The organism is Leptospira congkakensis (assembly GCF_004770265.1).
In the GTDB taxonomy this organism is placed as follows: domain Bacteria; phylum Spirochaetota; class Leptospiria; order Leptospirales; family Leptospiraceae; genus Leptospira_A; species Leptospira_A congkakensis.
Genome location: NZ_RQGQ01000014.1, coordinates 221,464 through 246,200 on the forward strand (window position 1 = coordinate 221,464; position 24,737 = coordinate 246,200).

Annotated in this window: 20 protein-coding genes; 12 read left to right on the top strand and 8 right to left on the bottom strand. The window is 38.0% G+C overall.

The window, feature by feature from the left end:
- The first annotated feature begins 3 nt into the window (after positions 1 to 3).
- On the top strand, positions 4 to 1,437 hold the full coding sequence (gene pyk / locus EHQ70_RS10185) for a pyruvate kinase (RefSeq protein ID WP_135586046.1): 1,434 nt from the start codon (positions 4 to 6) through the stop codon (positions 1,435 to 1,437).
- 29 nt (positions 1,438 to 1,466) lie between these two features.
- Positions 1,467 to 2,864 (top strand): Omp85 family outer membrane protein, encoded by a 1,398-nt coding sequence (omp85, locus tag EHQ70_RS10190; protein WP_208729533.1) that lies wholly within the window; start codon positions 1,467 to 1,469, stop codon positions 2,862 to 2,864.
- 56 nt (positions 2,865 to 2,920) lie between these two features.
- On the opposite strand, the gene EHQ70_RS10195 is transcribed toward omp85, so the two are convergent.
- On the bottom strand, positions 2,921 to 3,658 hold the full coding sequence (locus EHQ70_RS10195) for a pirin family protein (RefSeq protein ID WP_135586050.1): 738 nt from the start codon (positions 3,656 to 3,658) through the stop codon (positions 2,921 to 2,923).
- A 107-nt stretch (positions 3,659 to 3,765) separates the two neighbouring features.
- Here EHQ70_RS10195 and EHQ70_RS10200 point away from each other — a divergent pair, with 107 nt between their 5' ends.
- Genes EHQ70_RS10200 through EHQ70_RS10225 form a run of 6 tightly spaced genes read left to right on the top strand, consistent with a single transcriptional unit; the run spans position 3,766 to position 12,476 of the window.
- Complete coding sequence (locus EHQ70_RS10200) at positions 3,766 to 5,343, top strand: methyl-accepting chemotaxis protein (protein WP_135586052.1); 1,578 nt, start codon at positions 3,766 to 3,768, stop codon at positions 5,341 to 5,343.
- A gap of 12 nt (positions 5,344 to 5,355) precedes the next feature.
- Entirely contained in the window at positions 5,356 to 6,657 is a 1,302-nt protein-coding gene (locus EHQ70_RS10205) for a caspase family protein (protein WP_135586053.1), read from the top strand.
- A complete protein-coding gene (locus tag EHQ70_RS10210; RefSeq protein WP_135586055.1) occupies positions 6,641 to 8,161 on the top strand; it encodes a kelch repeat-containing protein in 1,521 nt (506 codons plus the stop codon). The genes EHQ70_RS10205 and EHQ70_RS10210 overlap by 17 nt, the downstream gene beginning before the upstream one ends.
- Positions 8,148 to 10,001 (top strand): Kelch repeat-containing protein, encoded by a 1,854-nt coding sequence (locus tag EHQ70_RS10215; protein WP_135586058.1) that lies wholly within the window; start codon positions 8,148 to 8,150, stop codon positions 9,999 to 10,001. Before EHQ70_RS10210 ends, EHQ70_RS10215 begins: the two co-directional genes overlap by 14 nt.
- Positions 9,994 to 11,748 (top strand): Kelch repeat-containing protein, encoded by a 1,755-nt coding sequence (locus EHQ70_RS10220; RefSeq protein WP_135586060.1) that lies wholly within the window; start codon positions 9,994 to 9,996, stop codon positions 11,746 to 11,748. The genes EHQ70_RS10215 and EHQ70_RS10220 overlap by 8 nt, the downstream gene beginning before the upstream one ends.
- 5 nt (positions 11,749 to 11,753) lie before the next feature.
- Entirely contained in the window at positions 11,754 to 12,476 is a 723-nt protein-coding gene (locus EHQ70_RS10225) for a hypothetical protein (RefSeq protein ID WP_135586062.1), read from the top strand.
- On the opposite strand, the gene EHQ70_RS10230 is transcribed toward EHQ70_RS10225, so the two are convergent.
- Genes EHQ70_RS10230 through EHQ70_RS10260 form a run of 7 tightly spaced genes read right to left on the bottom strand, consistent with a single transcriptional unit; the run spans position 12,466 to position 19,689 of the window.
- A complete protein-coding gene (locus tag EHQ70_RS10230; RefSeq protein WP_135586064.1) occupies positions 12,466 to 12,804 on the bottom strand; it encodes a nucleotide pyrophosphohydrolase in 339 nt (112 codons plus the stop codon). The genes EHQ70_RS10225 and EHQ70_RS10230 overlap by 11 nt on opposite strands.
- A complete protein-coding gene (locus EHQ70_RS10235) occupies positions 12,791 to 13,936 on the bottom strand; it encodes a hypothetical protein (RefSeq protein ID WP_135586066.1) in 1,146 nt (381 codons plus the stop codon). Before EHQ70_RS10235 ends, EHQ70_RS10230 begins: the two co-directional genes overlap by 14 nt.
- 2 nt (positions 13,937 to 13,938) lie before the next feature.
- Positions 13,939 to 15,435: an MBOAT family O-acyltransferase gene (locus EHQ70_RS10240; RefSeq protein WP_135586068.1), complete on the bottom strand. Its 1,497-nt coding sequence runs from the start codon at positions 15,433 to 15,435 to the stop codon at positions 13,939 to 13,941.
- Between the two features lie 11 nt (positions 15,436 to 15,446).
- Entirely contained in the window at positions 15,447 to 16,733 is a 1,287-nt protein-coding gene (locus tag EHQ70_RS10245) for a hypothetical protein (protein WP_135586070.1), read from the bottom strand.
- A gap of 16 nt (positions 16,734 to 16,749) precedes the next feature.
- Complete coding sequence (locus tag EHQ70_RS10250) at positions 16,750 to 17,337, bottom strand: LIMLP_18675 family protein (RefSeq protein ID WP_135586072.1); 588 nt, start codon at positions 17,335 to 17,337, stop codon at positions 16,750 to 16,752.
- Positions 17,334 to 18,377, bottom strand: coding sequence for a glycosyltransferase family 4 protein (locus EHQ70_RS10255; RefSeq protein ID WP_135586162.1), 1,044 nt, complete (start codon positions 18,375 to 18,377; stop codon positions 17,334 to 17,336). Before EHQ70_RS10255 ends, EHQ70_RS10250 begins: the two co-directional genes overlap by 4 nt.
- Positions 18,378 to 18,399: 22 nt before the next feature.
- Positions 18,400 to 19,689: a glycosyltransferase family 87 protein gene (locus EHQ70_RS10260; protein ID WP_135586074.1), complete on the bottom strand. Its 1,290-nt coding sequence runs from the start codon at positions 19,687 to 19,689 to the stop codon at positions 18,400 to 18,402.
- A gap of 63 nt (positions 19,690 to 19,752) precedes the next feature.
- On the opposite strand from EHQ70_RS10260, the gene queA reads away from it, so the two are divergent.
- The 4 genes from queA (at position 19,753) to EHQ70_RS10280 (ending at position 24,722) form a co-directional block, all read left to right on the top strand.
- Positions 19,753 to 20,793, top strand: coding sequence for a tRNA preQ1(34) S-adenosylmethionine ribosyltransferase-isomerase QueA (gene queA, locus EHQ70_RS10265; protein WP_135586076.1), 1,041 nt, complete (start codon positions 19,753 to 19,755; stop codon positions 20,791 to 20,793).
- Between the two features lie 52 nt (positions 20,794 to 20,845).
- Positions 20,846 to 21,865 (top strand): hypothetical protein, encoded by a 1,020-nt coding sequence (locus EHQ70_RS10270; RefSeq protein ID WP_135586078.1) that lies wholly within the window; start codon positions 20,846 to 20,848, stop codon positions 21,863 to 21,865.
- The gene (locus EHQ70_RS10275; protein ID WP_135586080.1) at positions 21,825 to 22,355 is read left to right on the top strand and encodes a FlgO family outer membrane protein; all 531 of its coding nucleotides are present in this window, start codon (positions 21,825 to 21,827) and stop codon (positions 22,353 to 22,355) included. Before EHQ70_RS10270 ends, EHQ70_RS10275 begins: the two co-directional genes overlap by 41 nt.
- 111 nt (positions 22,356 to 22,466) lie before the next feature.
- Positions 22,467 to 24,722: an aconitate hydratase gene (locus tag EHQ70_RS10280; protein WP_135586082.1), complete on the top strand. Its 2,256-nt coding sequence runs from the start codon at positions 22,467 to 22,469 to the stop codon at positions 24,720 to 24,722.
- Positions 24,723 to 24,737 lie beyond the last annotated feature (15 nt).

Here is a 24,737-nt window from a genome sequence, read left to right on the forward strand (position 1 = left end):
ATTATGCCTGCTATTGAACAACTAAGAGCTCGAAAAACAAAAATCGTTTGCACCATAGGTCCTGCGACTGCTTCCAAAGAAATGATCCGAAGTCTGGCTTTGGCTGGAATGAACATTGCTCGGATCAATATGAGTCATGGAGATCATGAATTTCATCGAAAGATCATTCGTATCATCAAATCACTCAACAAAGATGAATTACACAAACAACCGATTTCTATCCTTCTTGATACACAAGGGCCGGAAATTCGAACTGGGGATGTTCAAAACGATCTCCATTTAAAAGTGGGCGAAACATTTACTTTTCATATCATTCCAGGGATGGAAGCGGAAGCCCAAAGTGTTTTTGTAAACTATCGAGATATTGTAAAAGACCTAAAGGTTGGTGACAAAGTTACTGTTGACAATGGACTCATTAACTTGGCCGTACAGGAAATTCGTGAGAATGAACTCGTTTGTACTGTGTTAGATGGTGGGAAACTCGGGTCTAGAAAACACATCAACTTACCCGGGATTCGAGTCAACTTACCTTCGATCACACCTAAAGACTTAAAAGACATTCTTTTTGGTTTGGAAGAGGATATTGATTTTGTGGCGTTATCCTTTGTTCGTACACCGGAAGACGTGATCCAATTACGTGGAATCATTGATGAAAAAAATCATCATGCACAAATCATTGCAAAGATAGAAGACCAAGAAGGTTTAAAAAACTTAGACGCCATCATTCGCGAGTCTGATGGGATTATGGTCGCACGCGGCGATTTGGGTGTTGAGATCGAAATCGAAGAGCTTCCCATTGTCCAAAGAAGGATCATCAAACGTTGCCAAGAAGAAGGCAAACGTGTGATTGTTGCGACTCACTTATTAGAATCTATGATTCAAAATGCATCTCCTACTAGGGCAGAGGTGACTGACGTTGCCAATGCCGTGTATGAAGAAGCAGATGCCATTATGTTATCCGGTGAAACTGCAATGGGAAAATTTCCTGTAAGATGTGTGGAGATGTTGGATAAAATTGCCCGCCGTATGGAGATGTCGATCAACCTAGGCCTTGCAGCACAAAGAAAACCGAAAGACCAAAAAGAAGAGATGGCTCGTTCTGCTGCCAATTTAGCCGATTCCATGCAAGCACATGCTATCATTGCAATCACCCGCCGGGGAATTACTGCCAATAATTTGGCATCGTTTCACCCGAAATATCCGATTGTACATGCGTTCACCAATATGACGTCCGTTAGACGGAAGCTTTGGCTGACAAGAGGGGTCATTCCATACCGAGTGGATTTTTCTTCTGATCCAGAAAAAACAATCAAACTTGCGATCCAAACTCTTGTGAATAATGGTTATCTCCAAATGGGTGAAAAGGTAGTCATTCTTTCTGATATCATTGCTGGTGAAGATCGAGTTGAAACCATTCAAGTCCGCGAAGTAAAATAACCTTCATGTTTATTCGGAATTCGATTTTTATGTTGGTAGTGATATCAACATGGATTTCCATTCCGCTTAATGCCGAAGAAAGAAGTTCTGATGTACCAGAATGGATTGGTGAATTTAAAAAATTAGACGAGAACGAACTGTCCAAAAAAAAAGAAGGTTGGTATGCAACCGGTCTTCCTTTGTTTGGAAACGATGCTGTGAATGGATCGGGGCTTGGGATACTCGCTAATATTTTTTATAACGGAACCAAATCAGACTCTTCTTTTAAGTACACTCCTTACGAACATTTGTTTTCTGTTGGAATTTACAGAACCAATCGTGGGACCCAAAATAATTATTTAGCTTGGGATGCCCCTTATTTTGCCGATACCGCTTACCGTTTGAGAGCTTATGTGGGCCATGATGCGAGTTTTTTTAATCAGTATTTTGGTGTGGGAACAGAAAGTTTAGAACCTCTTTATTTTAAAGATAGAAATATGGATGGAAGCCGTATCACTCGTAATGCTACTTATTCAGAATTTGAAAAAACAAATTCTTACGTAAGGAACAGAGGGCCCGGGCAAGAACTTAGTTCTAACCAACATTATAATGACTACCAATTTGATACTACCTATAGCCAGTTTGCTGCGGATAAAACAATTTTCCAGGTATTCAGGGTTTGGGCTGGGGTTGAGTTTTCAAAAAATACTGTTAGGCGGTATGATGGAACTTCTGTAGAAGGCAGAGAACCCATCTCTAATGTAAGAGTTCCGGCTACTGAAGGTAGTTCTAAACTTACGGAGGATGCCAGTTCCGGAAAAATCATCGGTGTGAATGGTGGAAACCTAAACTATGTCCGTGCAGGAATTGCTTACGATACAAGGGATTATGAACCAGATCCCGATCGAGGTTGGCTGATTGAATACAATATCAATAAAGCAGAAAGAACCATTGGATCAGATTTTAATTATATAAGACATTTTGCACAGGCTAAAAATTTTTACCAACCGTTCCCAAAACTTTTCGAAGAGTTTGTCATCGCCCAACGTGTGGCACTGACTAAAATTGAAGGGGAAGTCCCGTTTTTTGAATATCGTTATCTTTTTTCCATTGATGGTCCGTTTGGTGCTCTCGGAGGACAGAACACCCTTCGTGGGTATAGACAAGAACGGTTTTTTGGACCTGTGATTGGATTTTATAATATTGAGTTACGATACCGTGTGGGAAGTTTTTCACTTTGGGATCAATTTTTCCAATTGAGTATTGTTCCATTTTATGATGTGGGTCGAGTTTGGGACAAACTTCGGGATGTAAACGCAATCGGTTACAAACATGCGCGTGGTTTGGGATTGCGGCTGATTTGGGACCAAGCTACAGTCATTCTACTGGACTATGCTTATTCCCGAGAGGACCAATTGTTTTATATTGATATTGGTCATACGTTTTAGATGTAAATTCAAAAGGAGAAACAAATTGTTTCCCCTTTTTTTAAATTCTCGTTTTTTTATTTCATCGGAACTTCAATCACGAGTAACTCTGATTTGACTTCTGCATGAAACTTATATTCGTCCTTGCCCCAATACCCAACGGCATCTCTACGTTCGAGGGTAGTGTCTTCTACTTTCAGTTTTCCATTGATTAGGAAAGTAAAGATTCCTTGGCCTTGTGCATGGACAGAATAAGAAAGTTCTTTTCCTGGTTCTAAGGTTGCCAAAGAAAAATAAGCATCTTGGTTGATCCAAACGGCTTCTTCATCAATGGGGGAAACAACAGTTTGAAACCGGTTCACTCGACCAGCTTCCGAAAAGGTTTTTTGTGCATATCTTGGTTCGATTCCTCCTACTTTCGGAAGGATCCACACTTGCAAAAAATTTACCTTCTTTTCGCTGCTATGATTGAATTCCGAGTGTTGGATTCCCGAACCCGCAGACATAATTTGTACGTCACCCGTGCGAATGATACCATTCGTACCTGTACTATCTTTATGGGCCAACTCACCGAAAAGTGGGATAGAAATTATTTCCATATTTTGGTGAGGATGGGTGCCGAAACCCATACTTGGTTCTACGATATCATCGTTCAGCACACGGAGGGCACCGAAGTTGGTTTTTTCGGGATGGTACCAATGACCAAAACTAAAGGAATGGTGGCTGTCCAACCATCCGAAATTGACATGCCCACGTTCGGATGCGGGGTGGAATTTCTTTCCTACGGAATTGCTGTTGGGTTTTAATGTTTCCATATTGAATAGTTTAATATTAAGCTATAATTTGTCAACCGAGTTTTGTTTTCAGAGTGTAAAAAAAGAAAATCACTTCCCATTCGCTTTCACTAACCGATCATCATCCTATGTCGAAGATCACTAGTTTAGAACCAATAAAAACTAAGAAAAGCTGGGTGGAACTTGGGCCGGTCTATGTAAACCGAGTCAGGTTTCTGCTCGCGGGATTTTATATCATCGCAACCCTCGGATCTTATAAAACTTCCACTACATTACAAACCATGAGTTATCTAGTGGGGATAACCTGTATGTTTTTATATGGGGGTCTTCAGGCTTATTTATTCAAAAAGGAAAAGTTGGGTGCATTTTTTCCTAAGGTTCTGATCCTTATGGACATCACGGTTCTTTTTGCTGTTACTGCCTCTGGTCTTATGGGTGGCAGTGGGGTTGCTGCAGACTTAATTAAGTCACCCACACTCTATGTGTTGTATTATTTTTATGTAGTGTATTCGGCATTTTTATTTTCCAAACGAACATTACTCATGAGTACCTATTATTCTGCGTTTTGTTTGGTGATGATTTCTGTCATTGGTTATGGACAGGGAGTTGAGTTTAAAGAGGTAGAGGGATTCCAAAGTCAAAAGAATACAGTTGGTATTTCGAATGAAGTATTCAAAGTTTTATTTTTGATTTGTTTTGGATATCTTACTTCTGCAGTTCTCAATTTATTAAACGAAATCAAAAATGAATCGGAAGAAAGACAAAAAATTGCAGAGAACGAAAAGTTAACAGCAGACAACTTAAATAATAATTTAGTCAGGGTTGGTTCCGAACTGATTAATACTTTAAAAACCATCCGTGCCATCACAACGGATTTTAATTTACAAATTGAATCCCAAGACAAATCCATCCATGAATTAACCGAGTTTGTTTCCTCATTTTCCGAAAGTATCCAAACTTCTGTGAATAATATAGGAAAACAACACAACCAAATCAGTTTGTTGAATCATAAATCAGACACGTTAAAACTTAGCATTACAGAAATTGGATCTTCTGTAGAAGAATTAAATGCGAATATGGATGATTTTCAAGATAGAAGTAATGTCCTTTCTGAAACAGTTAAAAATCTAGAAGAAAGACTTCGATCAGTCAATGAGTCTCAAAAAGAAGTGAGTGAAGTGAATGATATTATGGCGGAGATTGCTGACCGTACGAATTTACTTGCACTTAATGCTTCCATTGAAGCCGCAAGGGCTGGGGAACATGGAAGGGGATTTGCTGTTGTAGCGCAAGAAGTTGCAAAATTAGCTGAAAATTCGAATGAAAACGCCACTAAGATTAAAAAAATCATTACAACTTCGAATCGATTCATTCAGGAAGGGACGGAGCTTGCGTCCACCTCTCTCAAACAAACAGAAGCTCTTCAGTCAAAGTACGAACTTCTGAGTGCGGTCATTAAAACGGCCACAAACAAAATCAATTCTCAAAAAAGTATTAACAATGAAGTACTTGAGTCTTTAGATTTAATTGAATCTATATCTCGGGAATTGGACCAGGAATCAAAACTGCTAAATCAAGATAAAAATCAGATGGTTGCCGTTGTGCAAAAAATGGATGAAATTAACAGAGAAGTTGTTATTAATGCTAGAAAAGTAGGTGAGAATACTTTAAGTTTGGAAAAACAAGCAGCAGATTTAGCCTCTTAAAATAACCTCTCAATGAAATCTAAAATCCTAATATTCTTATTTTTGACTATGCCAGTTTATTTAGGAGCAGACCCCACTCCAAAACGGTTTGGATTTGTAGTGGGGGTTAGCGAATATAAAGAGTTATCTCTTGGGGATCTAAAAACAGCCAAAAGTGACGCCCTTGGGATGACAAAGATTTTGTTTAGTTACGGATCTTACAACAGGATCCAAACTTTGGTTCAAGAGGGTTCTGTAAGTTCAACTCCAACAAAATATAATATTTTATCCCATTTGGAAGCTTTGTTAGAAGAGACTAGTCCAGAAGACTTGTTCGTTTTTTATTTTTCCGGGCATGGTGTGGTGGATTATAATGATCGAGTGTATTTACTTCCGGAAGATGCAAACCCTCAAAAACCATTCGAAACTGGGATTGCCGTAGAACAACTCCTCGAAATGACAAGAAAATATAAATTGAAACGTGTTCTGTTCTTTATTGATGCTTGTCGGAATCCAGAAGATGGAAAAGGAGAAGAGGGTAGAAAGTATTTAGAAGGTTCTGGTTTCCGAGATTCTGAAATAGTTTCTGTATTTTACTCCACTAAAGTTGGGTACTCTAGTTATGAAGATCCAAAGTCTGGTTACGGAGTCTTTACTAAGTTTTTGATTTATGGGTTGGAAGGTCGGGCAGATTCCAATTACAATGGAGAGGTCTCTTATTCAGAGTTGTCCAATTATGTAGTTTCTGCTCTTCGAGATTGGTCCAAAACAAATCAAAAATTACAAAAACCTTATACAAAAGAATATGCGGAGAAATCCGAAGATACCGTTCTCACTTACGCGGTCAATCCTGAGACCTCTCTTGCCGATGCTCCTCTGTTTAATCCTTACAATCCAACGTATGCATTCCGTTCCTTTCTTTTTCCTGGTTGGGGACAATATGCACGGGGCCAAGAAGAAAAGGGTAAGGTGATTATGTCTATTTTTGCCTTAGGTGTTTTATACGCTGGTTTTCAGTACAACACCTATATGCATGATAAAGCAACCTATGAATCTGCAATCGGGATCCCTCCCAATTCTCGTGTTGCCGAAACAGTAGCTCTTAATTATTATTTGATTGAACCTCATAGACAACGTATGGAAACTTCCAGAGCCAATCTATCACAAGCTCTAACCGCACTTCTTGTACTTTGGTCGGCAAATGTGTTTGATTTTTATCTATTAGGACCCAATCCTAAGGAAAAGTCGGGTGTTTGGCTCGAGTTTCACTGGGAAAACCAAGGTTACATGGGTACGGATAGAATTGGGAAATTAGGTTATGCGATGCAATTTTAGTTTATTCATAACTTTATTATTCTTTCAATGTACGATCCAAGACCAAACGAAGAATATCTTCGATCCCAAAACTTTGACTGGTGGATCTGTTGCTGTATTAACAACACTAGCATTTCAAAACGAAATTCAAATTACATCTAGATACCAAACGAATGATTATCCATCGTTTATAAAAACTGAAATTTTAGATTTGGATATCAGTGAACCAGTCGCTTCTTATTTTACAAAAACCAATTTTAGTATTTCAGAAAATTATAAAGACGATTTGGTTTTAAGAGATGTATTCCCACTCAGTGAATCAAAAATCCGTGTTTTGTTTTCGGTTTCTTCTAGGTCTGAATGGAGAGAACCTATTTCTTTATTCATCCAAAGGCCGGAAACATTTGGAAATTATTCATTTTCTGGTAAACAATTCGAGTTTAAGTTTCCTTATCCTCGTTATATCGGTTCTATCTCGGAAGCAAAAGGCCATATTACCTCTGCTCTTTTATTGGATGGAAGGATTTTACTCGCCGGAGGAGTTGCTATCTCCGGAATCACTGTCGCTACTGTAGAAATTTTAAATCCAGAGACGGGGATCTCTACGGTCCTTCCCCCTTTGAGCCAAAGTTTAATGGGGATGGCAGTGTGTACGAATCCGAATGGAGTGGTGTATCTATCTGGTGGAAAAACCGTATCCGGTTCTGTGACTGCCAATTCTCAAATTAGCAATCGTATCTATCGAATCCAGAGTAATGACCAAACGGTAGTAGAACTTCCAGTTGTTTTACAAAAAAGACGATATGGTCATACGATGGTTTGTTTGCCAAACGGCGACTTGCTTCTGTCAGGTGGTCAGTTCCAGGTTGGGAATGATCATACTGCAATTACAAATGAACACGAACTTGTTTCTGTGCAAGTAGGAACATCAACAATTTTAAACTCCACTGCTAACCTCCCGATGAACACAGTGTTTCATTTTGCAGAGTATGATGGTAAGAAGAATGATATTTTATTTTTTGGAGGGAAGGATCGAATCGATCCTTTTGCGGTTTATACAAATTCGATCAGACGTTTGGATTTAGATTCACAAGTAATGGATATAATTGGGAACGTAATGCCCACATCAAGATCTAATGTAACAAGTATCCCTGTCCCTGGTGGGGATCGTTTGGTATTAGGTGGGGTAATTGGAGGAGCCAGTGTTGTTGGTTCTCGTAGTATTGAATCTTGGAATGAAACCAGTTGGACAACAAAAACTCATGGTTTTACGACTAGAACCAAAAATGGGAGTTCCATCATTCCCTATTCTGGTTCTCAAGTTCTTTACACTGGCGGGGTTGATACTTATTATAAATCTGGAATTTTAGAATTATATGATCATACCGAAAAGAGAAATTTTGTCGTAGATACGATGATGAACGCTCGTTCGGAACATACTGCTGTACAAACGGCAAGAGGGGTCATCATATTTGGTGATTCAGTCTTAAACGATAGAAGGGTAGAATTATATGGAAAAGATTAAGTTTGCCATTCTACTTTTTTGTTTGATCTCGTGTAAAATAACACCGGGTAACAATTTATATGATCCAAAATCGCCAACAAGTTTAGGGTTGTTGCTTTTGAATTTGGATCCTGTTGTCACCATGGAATTTTCCACCAATCGAGTGCAACCTGGCGGTATTATTTACGTATCAACTAATCATGATTTTACGAGCAAAGAGGATGGATTACAATTACCCGTTTCCGGAGCCGGGATAAGCCCTATATCACAAGTAATTCCAAGGAGTCGATTTTTATACGAAGTTCGTATGAAACCTTCTATTACGAGTGGGAAATTTAATATCAACTTAAAAGATTATTATTTAAACGAATCACTTTTAGTAAATCCCGAGAACTTTGATTTTGAAATAGATTCTCATCCGCCAGTTTTGGAAGTAAGGACAGGGAATGGAATTGATATATCAGAATTGCAGTCTGGATTTTTAGATATCGTTTCAAACGAAGACATTGTATGGGATGGAAAACTTTCCCAGGTTACTTTGTCTGGAACTGCTAAAAACAGTTTGGTTGTTTCGGATATCATTGTTTCTTCCCGTAATATTCGATTGTTATTTGCTGGGAATCCAAATTCAAATGGTGGTATACTAACTGTTTCTTTATCAAATGTAAAAGACAAAGCATCCAATTCACAAGACACAGTTATGGTTCCCATAAATGTTTTTGCATTTCGCAGTGGACCAAATCTTAATGTGGCGAGAAGATCTTGTGTTGGTATTGAATTAAACGATGGGCGGCGTTTTGTATTTGGTGGGCGAGCCAAAAAAGATGTTTTGATTAACGGCAATGGAACTTTGAGCCATGTTGAATACTACAATCCGATTTCCAAACAATTTGTTCAAGGTCCTGATATGGTTTACCGTAGGCAGGAGTTTGACGTTGTAAAACTTCCTGACGGAAGACTTTTCGCCTCAGGTGGGTTTGGTGGGAAGGTTGGGGATCCATCTAATGGAGGATTGAGTTCTACAGAGGTCTACGACCCTGTTACCAATGTTTGGACAGAAGGTCCACATCTTACAACACCACGACAGTTACATAAAATGACAGTTCTACCCAATGGTGATGTATTGGTCGTAGGAGGTCTTAGCCCTTTTAAACCTTTTCAGTCGGTTGCAATGGTTGAGTTGGTTCACATTACAAATAATCCAGCAACGATGACTGTTGAAACTATTGGGAACTTATCTGATTCTAGAGGGAAACAAACACAAGTATTCTCCCATTCCTCTGGTAAGGTGATTATTTTTGGAGGGGAACGGTCTGATGCGATAGGAATTATGGCAAATGACTTTAATGCCTATGCATTGGATTCAATTGAAATCTATGATATAAATTCCAAAACTCTCACAAGTTCAACGGCTAAACTTTATAAAAGATTTAATCATTTTGCTCATGTTTTGGGTAATGGCGAAATATTGATTTTAGGGGGTGTTGACTCACGTTTTGATATTAGCCAGCCGGTACTACGAGCTCAGATTTATAATCCAACAACTGATACAATTAGAGATCATAAAAATTTATTATTTGGTAGGGAGTGGGGTTCTTCTTTTGTATTTCCCTATGGAAAAGACCAACTCATAGTCGCAGGTGGTTTAGAATACCGTACTGTGAATGGATCCACATTTGATTCGATTCATGACACCGAGTCGTGGTCGGAATCAAACAATCGATTTTATATGACAAGTCGTTCCTTAAATGCACGATGGGAAGGTTGTGAGATTCGTTATTCATCCGCTGGTGGAGGAATGATTCTTGGTGGTAGGATTGGTGAAATTCTCGGGAACACGGAGGAATACAGCTTTGAATAAGTGGATTCCTTTATTACTATTTTTTTCGATTGGATGTAAGTTCCCAGGTGAATTCGGAAATTTATATGATCAAAAATCGACTCAAGGATTATTGTTAAGCACTTTTTTAAATACTACTCCCTTCAATTGTGCCACCAACACCAAGGGTAAGTCGATAGGAAATGTAGATCAGGTATTACTAGAGTGTAACAGAGAACTTGCGAATCTGGATGCTGATTATTTGGCAGCTGCAAATCAAGTAGTGTTTTCCAATATTCACTTTAGTAAGGTTGACTCTAACCAACTTCTAGTTTCTTTTGACCCACTAACTAGTGATGGCCGGTATGAATTGATACTTTCTGGAGTTGTATCGAATGCAGGTGAAACTTTGTTGGATGACAAAATTTCTATCGTCATCGATACACAAATTCCGACAGTTTCTCTCAATGGTTACATTCCTATCACTGATTATACTTTTTTTTCTGCTAGGTATTGGGACTTTACTGTATCGGAACCATTAGCAAATTTTGGACCTCCCATATTGAGTGGGTCATTAGCTTCTTCAATCGTACTTCGGTCTGTACAGAAAGTGACTGAAACAACGTATCGAGTATATTTTGAAACTAATTTTTCATCCAATGATCCAGGATCACTCACTCTACAATTTTTAAATTCAAGAGACAATGCCGGTAATTTAGTTTCAAATTCAATAACAGTACAATTTATCGGGTTAGTGGCAGGCCCCGCGTTAATACAAGGTCGATCTGAATTTGAAGCTTTTTTAAATGATGACGGAGATGTAATCGCAATTTATGGATCGAATTCCAGTGCGGAAATTTTAAGAAGAGGTGCTTCCAGTTTTGTACTAACCAATCCTAGTTTACCTCAGATTTTTCGCGGAGAGCGAGGTGTGATGTTGGATGGGAAAAATATTCTTATTTCTGGAGGGATTCTTCCGGCAACAGCAACCGCATTAACTTCAAGTTATGTATTTAATTCCGAAACGACAGCCTTCACTCCAACGGGAAATATGAATGGTCCAAGGCACTTACACAATGCAGTCAAACTCCAAGATGGGAAGGTGATTATCTTAGGAGGAATTCGTGATTTTACACCGATAACACCTGCCTATTTTACTTCTTTAAATACTGCAGAAATTTATGATCCCTCTACTGGAACTTATACAGAAATTACAAATCGAATGATGACTCCAAGATCGTTTTCATGTTCCGTATTACTTAATGATGGTAGAGTGTTTGTGATTGGGGGTACTGATGGAATTTATTCACCGAAAGATACAACAGAATTCTATAATCCTATTACACAAACCTTCTCTTGGGGGCCGACATTGCCAGTTCCTGTTGGAGTTTTAAAATGTATGAAACTTGTGGATGGGAATGTTTTAATTTATGGTGCTCAACTATCTAATTTGAATAATTCTACCATGTTGTTTGATATAACTCGTAATCAAATCTATACCATTGCCAATTCAAAGTATAAACGTGAGTGGAGTGTAGCTTCTGAACTTCCTGATGGTGGGATTCTATTTTATGGCGGTGCGTTCCGTTATGATACAACTGAACCAAGTCGGATGATAGAGAAACTTGATTATTCAAAGAGTAATAATTTTTTCGATATGGGTATGTCCAAATACAGTATAGCAAAACATACCGGTGTAAAATTTTCAGATGGTACATTATTTTTTCTTGGTGGAGAAATTAGTGGGATGTTTCACCATGGAACGGAGTATTACGGACTTTCTAATTAGTATTTATGCCCCATGAAAATGGCCGAATCTACGGCTCCTTTAAAAAAATCTGTATACCAGAAGCAGAATTAAAAATAGAAGCCAAAGCCATTCTGCCCAATTTAATTTCTTTAAAGTCTGATTGGGAATCGGGTCAAATATCCGACAGTCACTTAAGTTTCCAACTTGTTCTTTTATACCTAGAAAGCAGAGTCAAAAAACATCCTTTTCTTAGAATGGGTAAACCATTACCCAATCGAATCCAATCGCAAGAATTTTTAGAAGTGGTTCGGTTTTATGGGATGCCTGATACCGTACGATTTGCACTTTGGAAATGGCATTTAGGAGAGTGGGATATCCGACTGATAAATTATAATCCAAGTTCTTTGGAAATGTTAGAATCACAAAGTCATGGTTATCGATATTCAACTATTAGTTGGGAACATGCGTTGGAAGGCAGTTTAGTAGAAGAAAAACGAGATGCTTTTGAACATCTTCTTCATGATTTGGCCCATGCATATATGTTTTTCCGAGAAGATTATGATTATGAGGGCCAGAAACAGTTTTTTAAAGATATGTGGATTGATTATCCTAAGTATGAACCTGTATTAAATACAAATCCAATCTTTCGTAGCAAATTTGAATATTGTATTTCGGATATGAACTCTCATCCAGCACATTTGGCTTCCTATTGGAACGCCATTCGAAGGGAAGCTGGTATCCCTATCGATGCAAATCTTAAAGTTTAGGATTGTTTTTGTGTCGGTTAAGGTCGCGGTTGGTATTTTTTTTGATAGTGGATTGGATAACATCTTGTAATGAGATTCCCATTTGGTTCGCTAAACAAGTAAGAACAAATAAAATATCGCCAATCTCACTCGGGATTTTATCAGCGGACTCTCCTGCTTTGAACGATTGGTCTCCATACTTTCTTGCCATCAGTCTTGATAGTTCACCGACTTCTTCCATAAGAATGGCCAAATTTGTTAGTTCTGAAAAATATCTCACTCCAATCGTTTGAATCCAATCGTTGACTGTAGACTGCAATTGGTTTAGAGTGATATCATCGTTTTCCAAGTTTTTTCTCCAGTTGATTCGCGAGAACGTCGGTGAACTCTTTCATCCCTGCTTGATTCAAATGAATCAAATCAAAACAATACTTACCGTTGGTTGTTCCTAAAGAATCTTGAAGATCCATTTGATCCAAACTTTGTTGAGATGCCAAAGCTTCTGTCAATCCATCTAACCAAACTTTCATTCGGCCTTCATTATTTACTTTTCGAATCACATCAGAATAGGGTGCAAAAACATTGATGATATGAATATTTTTATTACCAACAAAGTTGTACATTTTTTTTAATCTTCGGAAATATCGTTTTGTATCTTCTGTAGCATTTGAATCTTGTGGAACAACACTGGCCACACCACAAGTTTCAAATAACATTCGCCTATGGTCTGGATTAGAGGCCTTTGGTATTTCAATGGGATTACCCAAAGCCAAACGATTTAAACAATCCTCAACGTTTGTAAGCTTGTAATCTTCAATAGATTCAGGATGATCATTTTCATAGTCCCATGGATTTGTGTTTGGATTTTTGCGATTTCTTGAAATGGCTTTTAATCTTTCGTTAAAATTGATGACAAGATCAGAAAGATCTTTGCGATAAGCAACGGATTTAAAAGTAAGGAATAGGTAGTTTGAAAAATCTAAATCGTATTCGAATTCGTGAGCTGAAGGGATTGCCTTAAAGTTTCCTAATTCGGATAACATTGCCATGGTGGGATCTACCATATTTTTTCGGTCAACCCAAGGCATCCCTGGTTCCATCACATGTAGGATGATTTTTACATTAGGGAATTCATGTAGATACTCTTCTAAAATGCGGTGTTGGACAATTAGTTCTGAACCACGAACCGCAACCGATTGTGTTTTCCATCCTGACTTTTGTAACTTCTCGTTTAGAATCCGAATACTGATCCCTTCGAAAGCAACAGAAGTTCCTACAATCAATATATCTGGATCCAATACATTTCGTTTGGAAATAACATGTTCTGTTACTCGATTGATATTGGATGCGTAGGAATTCTTTTTCAAATAAGGTTTATAAAAACCAAATTGCAAAAGAATTTCGAATGATAATAGAAAAGTTATTGCGACTACAAACTTTTTATCTGTAAGAAATAAGATTGTTTCTTTTAATAAATTCATATTTAAAATTGAAAGTAGAGAAAGTTCTGACTTTCAGTGACTCCAAAAAGTAATAATAACAATACATTCACAATGACAAAAGTAGTATATTTAATCCAACTTCCTGTGAGAAGCGTAGGGATTTGTCTTTTTGAAAAAACATAACTTGCGGTAAAACAAATCACTAGCAAAATTCCAAATCTATAGTTGGTCCAACGAGTGAGTGGAGCCACTGAGTCATTTAGAAAAACAAGTGCTTTCATCATCGGGATGGCTTTTTCCATTGTTTCCGCACGGAACAAAATAAAACCAAATGCCAAACAGAACATAGTAAAGATTCGTGCAAATAAGTCGTAAGCGATTCCACCTTTACCATTCAAAAATTTAGCTAGTTTGGTATCTCCGTAAAACTTGTGGGAAAGTAACATGGTCCCTTGCCAAATTCCCCAGCCAACATAATGATAGGCGGCGCCATGCCATAAACCAGCAAAAAGCCAAGTGATCATTATGTTTCGAATGTACATAATAAGACTTACTCTTGAACCACCTAATGGAATATAAATGTAATCTCTGATCCATGTGGAAAAGGATATATGCCATCTGGACCAATGGTCTGCAATATTTCTGCATGACATAGGGAAGTTGAAGTTAGGATTGAATTGAAATCCGAATAACCTTGCAACGCCAATAGCGATGTCTGTGTATCCTGCAAAATCAAAATAGATTTGCCATCCAAATGCTAGGGCACCTGTCCAGATTTCAATGGAGTTTAAATTTTGGTAATTGGCAAATGTGGAATCCACAACTCTAGCGAGGTTGTCTGCAAAAACAATTTTCCTAGTAAACCCAATTAGAATCAAAGCAAAAGCAGCTTCTATATGTTCTTTATAAACACTTAAACGAAAATCCAAATCTCGAAAGAATGTTTCCGCACGTACGATGGGCCCTGCGACTAGTTGTGGGAAAAATGCAACATATAACGCAAAATCTAAAAATGATTTTCGAGCTTCAATTTTACGATTGTATACATCGATGGTATAACTCATGGACTGAAAGGTATAAAAAGAAATACCTACAGGAAGGATAATGTTTTGTTTTGGGAATTGATACGCGCCTAGAAGATGAATGTCATTGATGACTCCAAGAAGAAAGTCCGTATATTTAAAAAATCCCAGAGTTCCAATGTTCACCACAAGAGAGAGAACCAGTAACCATCCTCTTGTGCTATCGTCGTCTTTTTTTGCTTCAATTAGGGTTGCGGCAAAGTAATCAATGATTGTTGAAAAAATTAATATAAAAACATACGGATTGATTTTGAAGTCACAATAAAGTCTGTCTGTATAAAACTTAAAACCATCTGGTGCCATCGCTGTACAAGAGATAGATGATGGTTGCCATGCCATGTAAAAGTAGTAACTGGTAAGTAGGAAAAAGAGTTTTTGCCAGCGGTTCTTTAGAATGTTCCCTACAATGATGGTTAAAAAGAAAAAAACTAAAAATTCAAAGGAGTTAAATAACATTTGTTTGGTTCCTAGCGGTAAATTGATTCTTCTGCCAATTTTTCAACAGGTCCCTGAATTCCTTCGGTGTATCCAAACTTAGGGCCGATAGATCTGGGAAGAGTTGAAAATGTAAAATTAGTACTGAAGTAAAAAAGAAATAAAACCAGATAAATTGTATGGAGGAGGGCACTAGAAAATTTTGGTAATATGGGTATCGATAAGGATTGTAAAGTATAAGAATTCAAAATCCATAACCCGATAGTTGTACCGACCCAAAACTCGAAAAAATAACCTTCCCACCATGTATAAAAAGCAATGGAAGGTATGAGCCAAAACAGCATCACCAATAGTTCTTGTTTGTATTTGGCCCACATAGTACGGAAATTCAAAATTCCCAGACACAAACTAAAAATCCAGAATAAAAGATTCAAATTGTAGGGAAGGTGTTTTGGATTTTGGAAGTCAAATAGGTTCACTCGGAACTTCGGAATGACGTTCTGGAATACTAAAAAAGCGTCTCCAATCCCTCTGTAAAAATACAAAACGTAGTTTTTTTCTTCTCCGAGACTTGTCCCCCAACGGTTGATGGCAGCATACAAAAACATCCAAAAGGAAAAATGTTTTTCATCTAAGGGTCCAAGGCCACGTTTTAATATAATGAATCCAACGAATAAATAAGAGAGAATTGTGGCTACGCCAAGGCAGGTTAAATAGAAAAATATGATTCTTAATTTTTTACCCATACTTCTATTCGGAGATAAAAATATTGCCATGGGAACCATCCCAAAGTGAATCACATTCGATTGATGGAAGTAAATGCTAAAAAGTTGGATGATCCATAAAACTACGAGGTGTCTGGTAGATAACCCTTTTCTTAAGTAATAGATTGTTAATAGAAACAACATTGCCATCAAACAAGAATGAATGAGGGGAGTGTCATTGTGTAAACTATAGAACCAAAATGCTTGGCTTACTTGGATGACGAGAGCAAGAATCACACCTAAAAATATGTCTTTATATAGTTTGTAATAGAGCCAAATGAACAAACCTAAAAAAAATAATGAAAAACTTAAAATCCGTAACCGCAAAAAAAACATAATATCCGTTGTCGGATAAATTGAACGAATCATTTTCCAATAGAGTAAACCAGAAGATTCAAATCCAAGATGGTGTGGATTAAAAAATGCTGATTCGATCCTATCTTTTTGTATATTGAGTGCATAAACACAAGAATCCCAATCAAAGGCCCGTGAGAGGAATCTAAGATGAAATAAAAAAAGAAAAAGGATAAAAAGGAGAATGAATAACTTTTTCAAAAATTCAAATCCACTCTTAACGATTCAAAATTCGATTGATGATGGTTTTATTCTTTTTATACGGAAAAAAATAAGGAGTGGAAAATTCAAGTGTTCCATTTTTTTCCCATACTAGGCGATTCCAACCCAAATAATCAGCAAGTCCACCGTGTTCCAACCCAAGTTGTAACCCTTCGGTTTGAATATCGAATTTGATTAGTTTTTTTCCAAACCCAAATCTTTGGATTTGCCAGATTTCGTTTTTAACAAAAACAGTTCTCCGATTCCATTTGTTCAAAAGTCGACTAACGTCAATTAGAAATGAAATGGCAATGTAAAAATATACAAAAACAGAAAGGTAGTGGTAATACCGGAGTTCATCTAAAAATGGGATTTTTAAAACTTTAGTAATCTCAAGAACTCCCACAAACCAATAAAAAAACTTACCTAAATAAAAGGCATAAGACAAACTATAAGTGAAAAAAAGAACAGTCCCAATGATGAGAAATAGAGATGGGAGTGGGTTGATTGTTAACTCATCATACAACGTGGTTCCAAAATAAGCGGCTTCTTTTTTACTTTTGAATTCTTTCCATTTAGAAATCCATTTGCGAATTATTTTCATTGAAAGAGTACCTCTTCTATTTTTTTAGCTGTTTCTTCCCAAGTCCATTGTTTGGCTGGGAACTTTGGAGATCTGGGTTTTTTTGGACCCGACATCAATTCAAAACTACGAGTCCAATCCTTGGTTTCCTTTGGAGAAACATATAGATCGCACTTATCAGATAAAATTTCCTTAAATACAGGGATATCGGAGGCAACACAACGTTTGTCTTCTAACATTGCTTCCAAAAGGGGAAGTCCAAATCCTTCGTGAAGGGATGGGAAAAAGAACGCCTTACATTGTTTAAATGCTTCTGCAAGGGTTTTATCATCCGGTTTTTCAATGAATTGAATCCCTAAGTTTTGAATTTTGGAGTCTTTTAGTTTTTGGTATAAAAACTCTCCTTCTTCACCCCAACCCTTCCGACCCATAATGAGAAGTGAATGTTTGTCTTTAGGGTGTTTGGTTTTAAAATCTAAAAATGCATCCACTAAACGGTTGATATTCTTCCGAGGTTCTAAGGTTCCCACTGTCAGAAAAAAATCTTTTGGGAACTTCTGTGTTTCTTTGGTTGGTTTTGGTTTGGAAACCCCAGGATACACAACAATACATTTGTTCTCAAAGTTTTGATTGAAATTAACAATTTCGATCTTAGTATTTTTTGATAAACAAAAGATTTTGTCCGCATTTTTCATCGTGACGGGGGACAAAAATTTATGTTGTATGTAGTTCCACTTAGCCATTGTTTCTGGCGCAGAAATAAAGTTTAGGTCATGATAATTTACATAACTGGGAATGGGGAGTTTGAGAAAAGGTAACATTTGTATGGTGCCCCAAAATACTTCCACTCCATCTCTTTTGAGTCGTCTTGGTAGAATAAAATTTAAATAAATTGGTCCAGGAATATTTTTGGGTTCCAGAACCACTTTTGTGTTGGGTCCAAGAAGATCATGAAACACTGGGTGAACTGGTTTGTTCGTATAGAGAAAAAATTCTTTATTTTTGTGTTTTGGTAGGATGACTCGTAGAACTTCTGCTAAATAGCGTGAATTTCCAGTCATTCCATAGGCGAGGGGTCGCGCATCAATTCCGATTTTCTGTTTCACGCAATGCAAACCTTACAATATAAAAATACAATAGACTAGTGGTGTAGAATAAAACCGAAAACATTGATAGTAAGGCTTCTGTTTTTGAGCCAACAAAAGTTCTATGAGCAAGAAGTGGTAAACTCAAAATAAAAAACAAAACGTAAATTTCTTTTTTATCTTCTAAGTTCACAATTCGATTTAGGATGAAATAAATCGGTACCAAACAAATGATAAAACTATGAACCCAACTGATCCCACTAAAAAGAGCGGATATTAAAAATAGTAATGAAATGATTTCCCATTTTTTGTTTTCTTTTTTCCAAAGAAGTAAAAGTGGGATTCCAAATAAAAATACAAATAGTAGTTGGATGATTTTTAAAATAGAAAGTGAGACGTTGAAAAAAGGCAGTCCATAGGTTGGTTGGTTGATCATGTCCGCACCGGAAACAAAATATTTTGCCAAGGTAGAACTTAATGATTGGTTGTTTTTCCAAGACCGAAGAAGCGGATTACTAAATGCATTTCCTAAAATTTCTGTGAGCCATTCATTTGTCATTTGAATGGTGTAGTCCCAGTTATATAAAAGGGGAAGGGCATTCCAAAGAATCATTCCCAGTAAAAACCAAAGGATTCGTTTGTATTGTTTTTCATAAACAAATACAAAAAGAAATACCAAAGGGGTGATTTTTATACTCACTGCCAGAGCCAAAAGGATACCGCTGACCAAATGCGATCTTATGGTAAGTGATACTAACACAAGTAAAATGAGGAGGATCCCCACTTGGTTGTTTTGGATATGACTTTCTAAAAATCGAAAATTAAATAATAAACTACCTAGTAAAATCAGATAGGGGAATTTTGTTTTGTGATTAGAAATTTCTTTATTTTGAAAAATTAAATATAAGATTAGAGCTAAAGCAATGATACTCAATAATTCGAATACAAGGGCAGCCCCATTTTCGGATAGGTAGGTAAACGGGATCAGTAAAAAGGAAAATAATGGAGGGTAGATATAAGTTGCAGTTTCGTTTTGTAAGGCAACAAGTAGATGGAGATTTTCTGGGAGGAAGAGGTCTTCCACGGTTTTAATTTTAGTTTGGAGTTCAAAAGCCACATCAAACCGATAGAGATTTTCACCCGTTTCCCAACGTTCCGCCGCATGGTAATAATCCAAAAAATCTGATTTTTGTTTGGATCTTGAGACAGAAAGGGCCAGTAGAATCAAAAGAATTGCAGTTAAGACCCATTTCCCTCGGTTCTCTAAGTTTTCTAAAAATTTCCACATAGTTTTCCTACCATTCCCAATATTTCTGGTTAATTGACAAGGTTTTCCCAAGGGTATACAAAGATGGATTTTTTACAGGAATACGATTTTCACCTTCCCGAGGAACAGATTGCTAAATTTCCCTTAGAAAAAAGAGACGAGTCGCGACTTCTTGTGGTGGATAGGTCCCAATCTAAATTTTGGGAAGCACCTCTCTTTCGAGACATTACTAACCTTGTGCGACCAGGCGATGTTTTTGTATATAATGAGACAAAAGTGTCTTATCGTCGCGTTTATCTACAAGTAGAATCCGGTCGTATTCACGAATCGATTTTTTTAGAACCAGAGGATGAAACTGGAAATGTTTGGTTATGTATCTTAAAAAATAGAGCCAAATTAAAGTTAGCTGATAAATTGTTCCCCGTTGGCTTTCGAGAATTTGAATTTTCCTATAAAGGGGCAAAAGAAGAACTTTCTGTTTTATCTTCGGAGAGGTCAATTTCGGATTTTGACTTTGAAATCTTTGGAAACATTCCAATTCCGCCTTATTTAAAACGAAACGTAACGGAAGAGGACAAAGTTCGATACCAAACTATTTTTGCCAATCGTTCGGGGTCTGTTGCGGCACCAACGGCAGGGCTTCATTTTACTGACCAGCTGAAAAAAACTTTAGGATCTCGAGGTGTCGAGTTTCTTCCAGTGGAATTGCAGATTGGTTATGGGACATTTCGTCCTCTGACCACCGAACAATGGCAGACTAAAACGCTACATAAGGAGAACTACTCAGTTCCTGCATCCACCGCTACAAAGTTAAACGAAGCAAGGAAGGAGAATCGGAGAGTCATTGCAGTCGGAACTACGACTCTCCGTGTATTGGAATCTGTGTTTGATTCTCAATTGAAGACATATAAGGTGGGAGTAGGGCAAACTGACATCTTTTTGTCGCCAGGTGACGACATTCAATCAGTACAAGGTCTGATCACAAATTTTCATCTTCCTAAATCTAGTCTTCTGCTTCTTGTCAGTGCGTTTGCTACGACTCAACTTGTGTTGGATTCTTATCGTTATGCATTGAAGAACGGGTTTCGCTTTTATTCTTATGGTGATTCGATGTTCCTGTTTTAAAAATAGATTTACATTCCTTTGAATTTAGGAAATATGTTTCTACAGTTTCTTTATGTATTCCCCAAAAGCTTCGATTTTTATTTCCTTATTCTCTGGTTTAGGTTTGCTCGGGGTGGTTTTTATTGCTCCTGTAAAAGAACCTGCCGTAAAAGAATTAGAATCTCCAAGTTCGTTAGAATTAGGGGAAGAATATGTATATCCAAATCCTATTAAATTAAAGTTAAGAGAAGGAAATTCTCAAACTTTCGAATATAAGAAAACACTAAAGTCATTATCGTTGGGATTGTTGGGGGACGTTAAAGAAGGAAATTCTAAAAATTCAAAATGGAATTCTTCTAACGATTCTGGATCCAAAATCGATTTAGAACGTTCCCCTCAATCAGCATTGATTTGGGATGCTAAACTCTCTGGCGAACCTTCTTTGTCGCAACCAATCCTTACAACGCCTGTACACCCCTCGGCTACATTGATTTTCCGTCAAATGGAAGCCAATAAGCGCCTATTAGTTGATCCAAAACAACTTTATGAATATCAGGATAGTTTTTCTCCATCGCGGTTTGTGAAAGTACAAACTTCTGTTTATAATGTAAAAACAGAAAATCCTGTTACAGCGTACGGTGCGGAAGGTGGAAAGTTTTCTTTTTTTTTTGGTAGCGACAAGGTCCAACTAAACGTAAAATACAATTACGTAAACGCAAGACCTAATGCCGCACAAGGGGGACAAACAGGTTTTTCTCCGACTCAGGACATTGCCTCTCTTGGTTTCATTGTTTTTCTCGGTCCATCTAAAAATTATTCTCTCTACGTAGGGAACCAAATCTTCAATGTTTTTAACGATCCCTTATTACAAGTCAAAGACCAAAATGGTAAATCTCCAGAAACATTTTCTGCCTCTTTTCGCGGTAAACACCCTGGTCGCTTAAAAACTACTTTTTTTTTGAATTTTCAAAATCAATTCTATAAAGACGGTATGCTGATTGGGGTTCCCGGTGGATTTATGTATGGGAATGGCTTTAATGGAAAATCGTTTTATGAACAGGTTACCTCACTCGGGATGGAACTTGCCTTTTAGAATCTTAAGTTTGATTGTTTTTTTGCTAAGCGTTAATGCTTGTTATCTGGGAGAAGAAAGAGAATCTAAACCCAAAAAAATAATTACCCCACCACTGGAACAATTGGCCATTTCTCTTTCTGAAAAAGGTTCTTATTTTCAACCGGAGCGACTCGTGGTTTTGACCTTTTTAGATCATGAGGGCAAAAAAAGTCCTTACGGTGAAATCCTCGCCGAAAAACTGACTACAGAACTTGTAAAAAAAGATCGTTTCCAGATTTTAGACCGACTTGCGAACGAAAAAGCTTTAAAAGAAGCAGGTATTGGTTTGGATGCTGCGACGGACACCGCCACCTTGCGGAAAATAGGCGACGTTTTGAAACTCGGTGTCATCATTACAGGAATTGTGACTCCATACCAAGACGGAGTTTTTGTCAATACTAGGCTTATCGAAATCAAATCGGGGCTCATCCTCAAAGCTGACGAAGTTTATGTCCGTATTGACGGTTAGAAAAGATACTGGGTCTCACTAAAGACCCAATTTTACTGATTTTACTTCTTGTAGTTTAATTTTCGATTGATTCCCTTTTTTCATGCAGTCTGATAGGTATAAGAGGTTCAGATGGCATTTGATATAGAAATGATTGCGGCACGTTATTCCAAAATGGAAGCGGCCATAGCACAAGCCAGGAAGGTAGTGGGTCGGCCCCTCACACTTACAGAGAAGATTTTATACAACCACCTTTGGGATGGTAATCCAACAAAGAGTTTTGGTCGCGGTGTTGACTATGTTGACTTTGCACCAGACCGAGTTGCTATGCAAGATGCAACAGCGCAAATGGCGCTTCTCCAATTTATGCAAGCTGGTCGAAAAAAAGTAGCGGTTCCATCTACCGTTCATTGTGACCACTTGATCACAGCAAAAGACGAATCTGGTGTGGATCTTACTTTTGCCGTCAAAGAAAACAAAGAAGTATATGATTTTTTATCCTCAGTTACTAATAAGTATGGAATAGGTTTTTGGAAACCAGGTGCTGGTATCATCCACCAAGTGGTTTTAGAAAACTATGCCTTCCCTGGTGGTATGATGATTGGAACCGATTCTCATACAGTGAATGCTGGTGGACTCGGAATGGTTGCGATCGGAGTTGGTGGAGCGGATGCTTGTGACGTGATGGCTGGTCTTGCTTGGGAACTCAAGTGGCCAAAAGCGATTGGTGTCAAACTCACTGGAAAACTAAACGGTTGGACTTCTGCAAAAGACGTTATCTTAAAAGTGGCAGGGATCCTCACTGTAAAAGGAGGAACTGGTGCCATTGTAGAATACTTTGGTCCAGGTGCGGAAGCCCTTTCTTGTACTGGAAAAGGTACAATCTGTAACATGGGAGCAGAAATTGGTGCCACCACTTCTACTTTTGGTTATGATGATTCTATGGAGAGATACTTAAGATCCACTAACAGAAGTGATGTGGCTGATCTTGCAAACAAATACAAAGCTCATCTCACTGCAGATCCAGAAGTTTATGCGGATCCATCCAAATACTTTGACCAAGTGATTGAAATTGATCTCAATACTTTAGAACCTTATGTAAATGGTCCATTCACTCCTGACCTTGCGACTCCTATTTCCAAAATGAAAGAAGAAGCAGTAAAGAATGGTTGGCCCCTCAAAGTTGAAGTAGGTTTGATTGGATCTTGTACTAACTCTTCCTATGAAGATATCTCAAGAGCTGCTTCTCTTGCAAAACAAGTGGCTGCCAAAGGATTAAAAACCAAAGCAGAATTCACCATCACTCCTGGATCGGAACTGGTTCGATACACCATCCAAAGAGATGGATTCATTGATTCTTTCCATAATATCGGTGCCAAAGTATTCTCGAATGCTTGTGGCCCTTGTATTGGGATGTGGTCACGTGTGGGAGCAGACAAAAAGGAAAAGAACACAATCGTTCACTCCTTCAACCGTAACTTCCAAGCTCGCCAAGATGGAAACCCAAACACATACGCATTCGTGGCATCTCCAGAGATCACTACGGCCCTTGCCATTGCCGGGGACTTAGGATTCAATCCACTGACTGACACTTTGACCAATGAAAAAGGGGAACAAGTAAAATTGGATCCACCTACTGGTGAAGAACTACCTAGCAAAGGTTTTGCGGTAGAGGATGCGGGTTTTGTCGCTCCTGCGGCTGACGGTTCTGGAGTCCAAGTGATCGTGGATCCAGCATCCACTAGACTCCAACTCCTGGCTCCTTTCAAAGCTTGGGAAGGAACCGATCTCAAAGGATTGAAACTTCTTATCAAAGCCAAAGGAAAATGTACAACTGACCATATTTCGATGGCAGGCCCTTGGCTTAAGTTCCGTGGTCACTTGGACAATATTTCCAATAACTTACTCATTGGTGCTACAAACAACTTCAACGGAAAAATCAATGAAGTGAAAAACCAACTGAACGGAAACTACGAACCAGTTCCACAAACCCAAAGAGCTTACAAGGCTCAAGGGATTGGATCTATTGTAGTGGGTGACGAAAACTACGGAGAAGGATCTTCACGTGAACATGCTGCGATGGAACCAAGACATCTTGGTGTGAGAGCGGTTCTAGTAAAATCTTTTGCACGGATTCACGAAACAAACTTGAAAAAACAAGGGATGTTAGCACTTACTTTTGCAAACAAAGAAGACTACGATAAAATCCAAGAAGACGATGTGATTGATATTGTTGGACTCACTAGTTTTGCTGAAGGAAAACCACTCACTCTTGTGCTAAATCATAAGGATGGTAAAAAGGATGAAATCTCCGTAAACCATACTTACAATGCACAACAGATAGAATGGTTCAAAGCTGGTGCTGCTTTGAATTTGATGAAAGCATAAGCAAAACACAAGTTA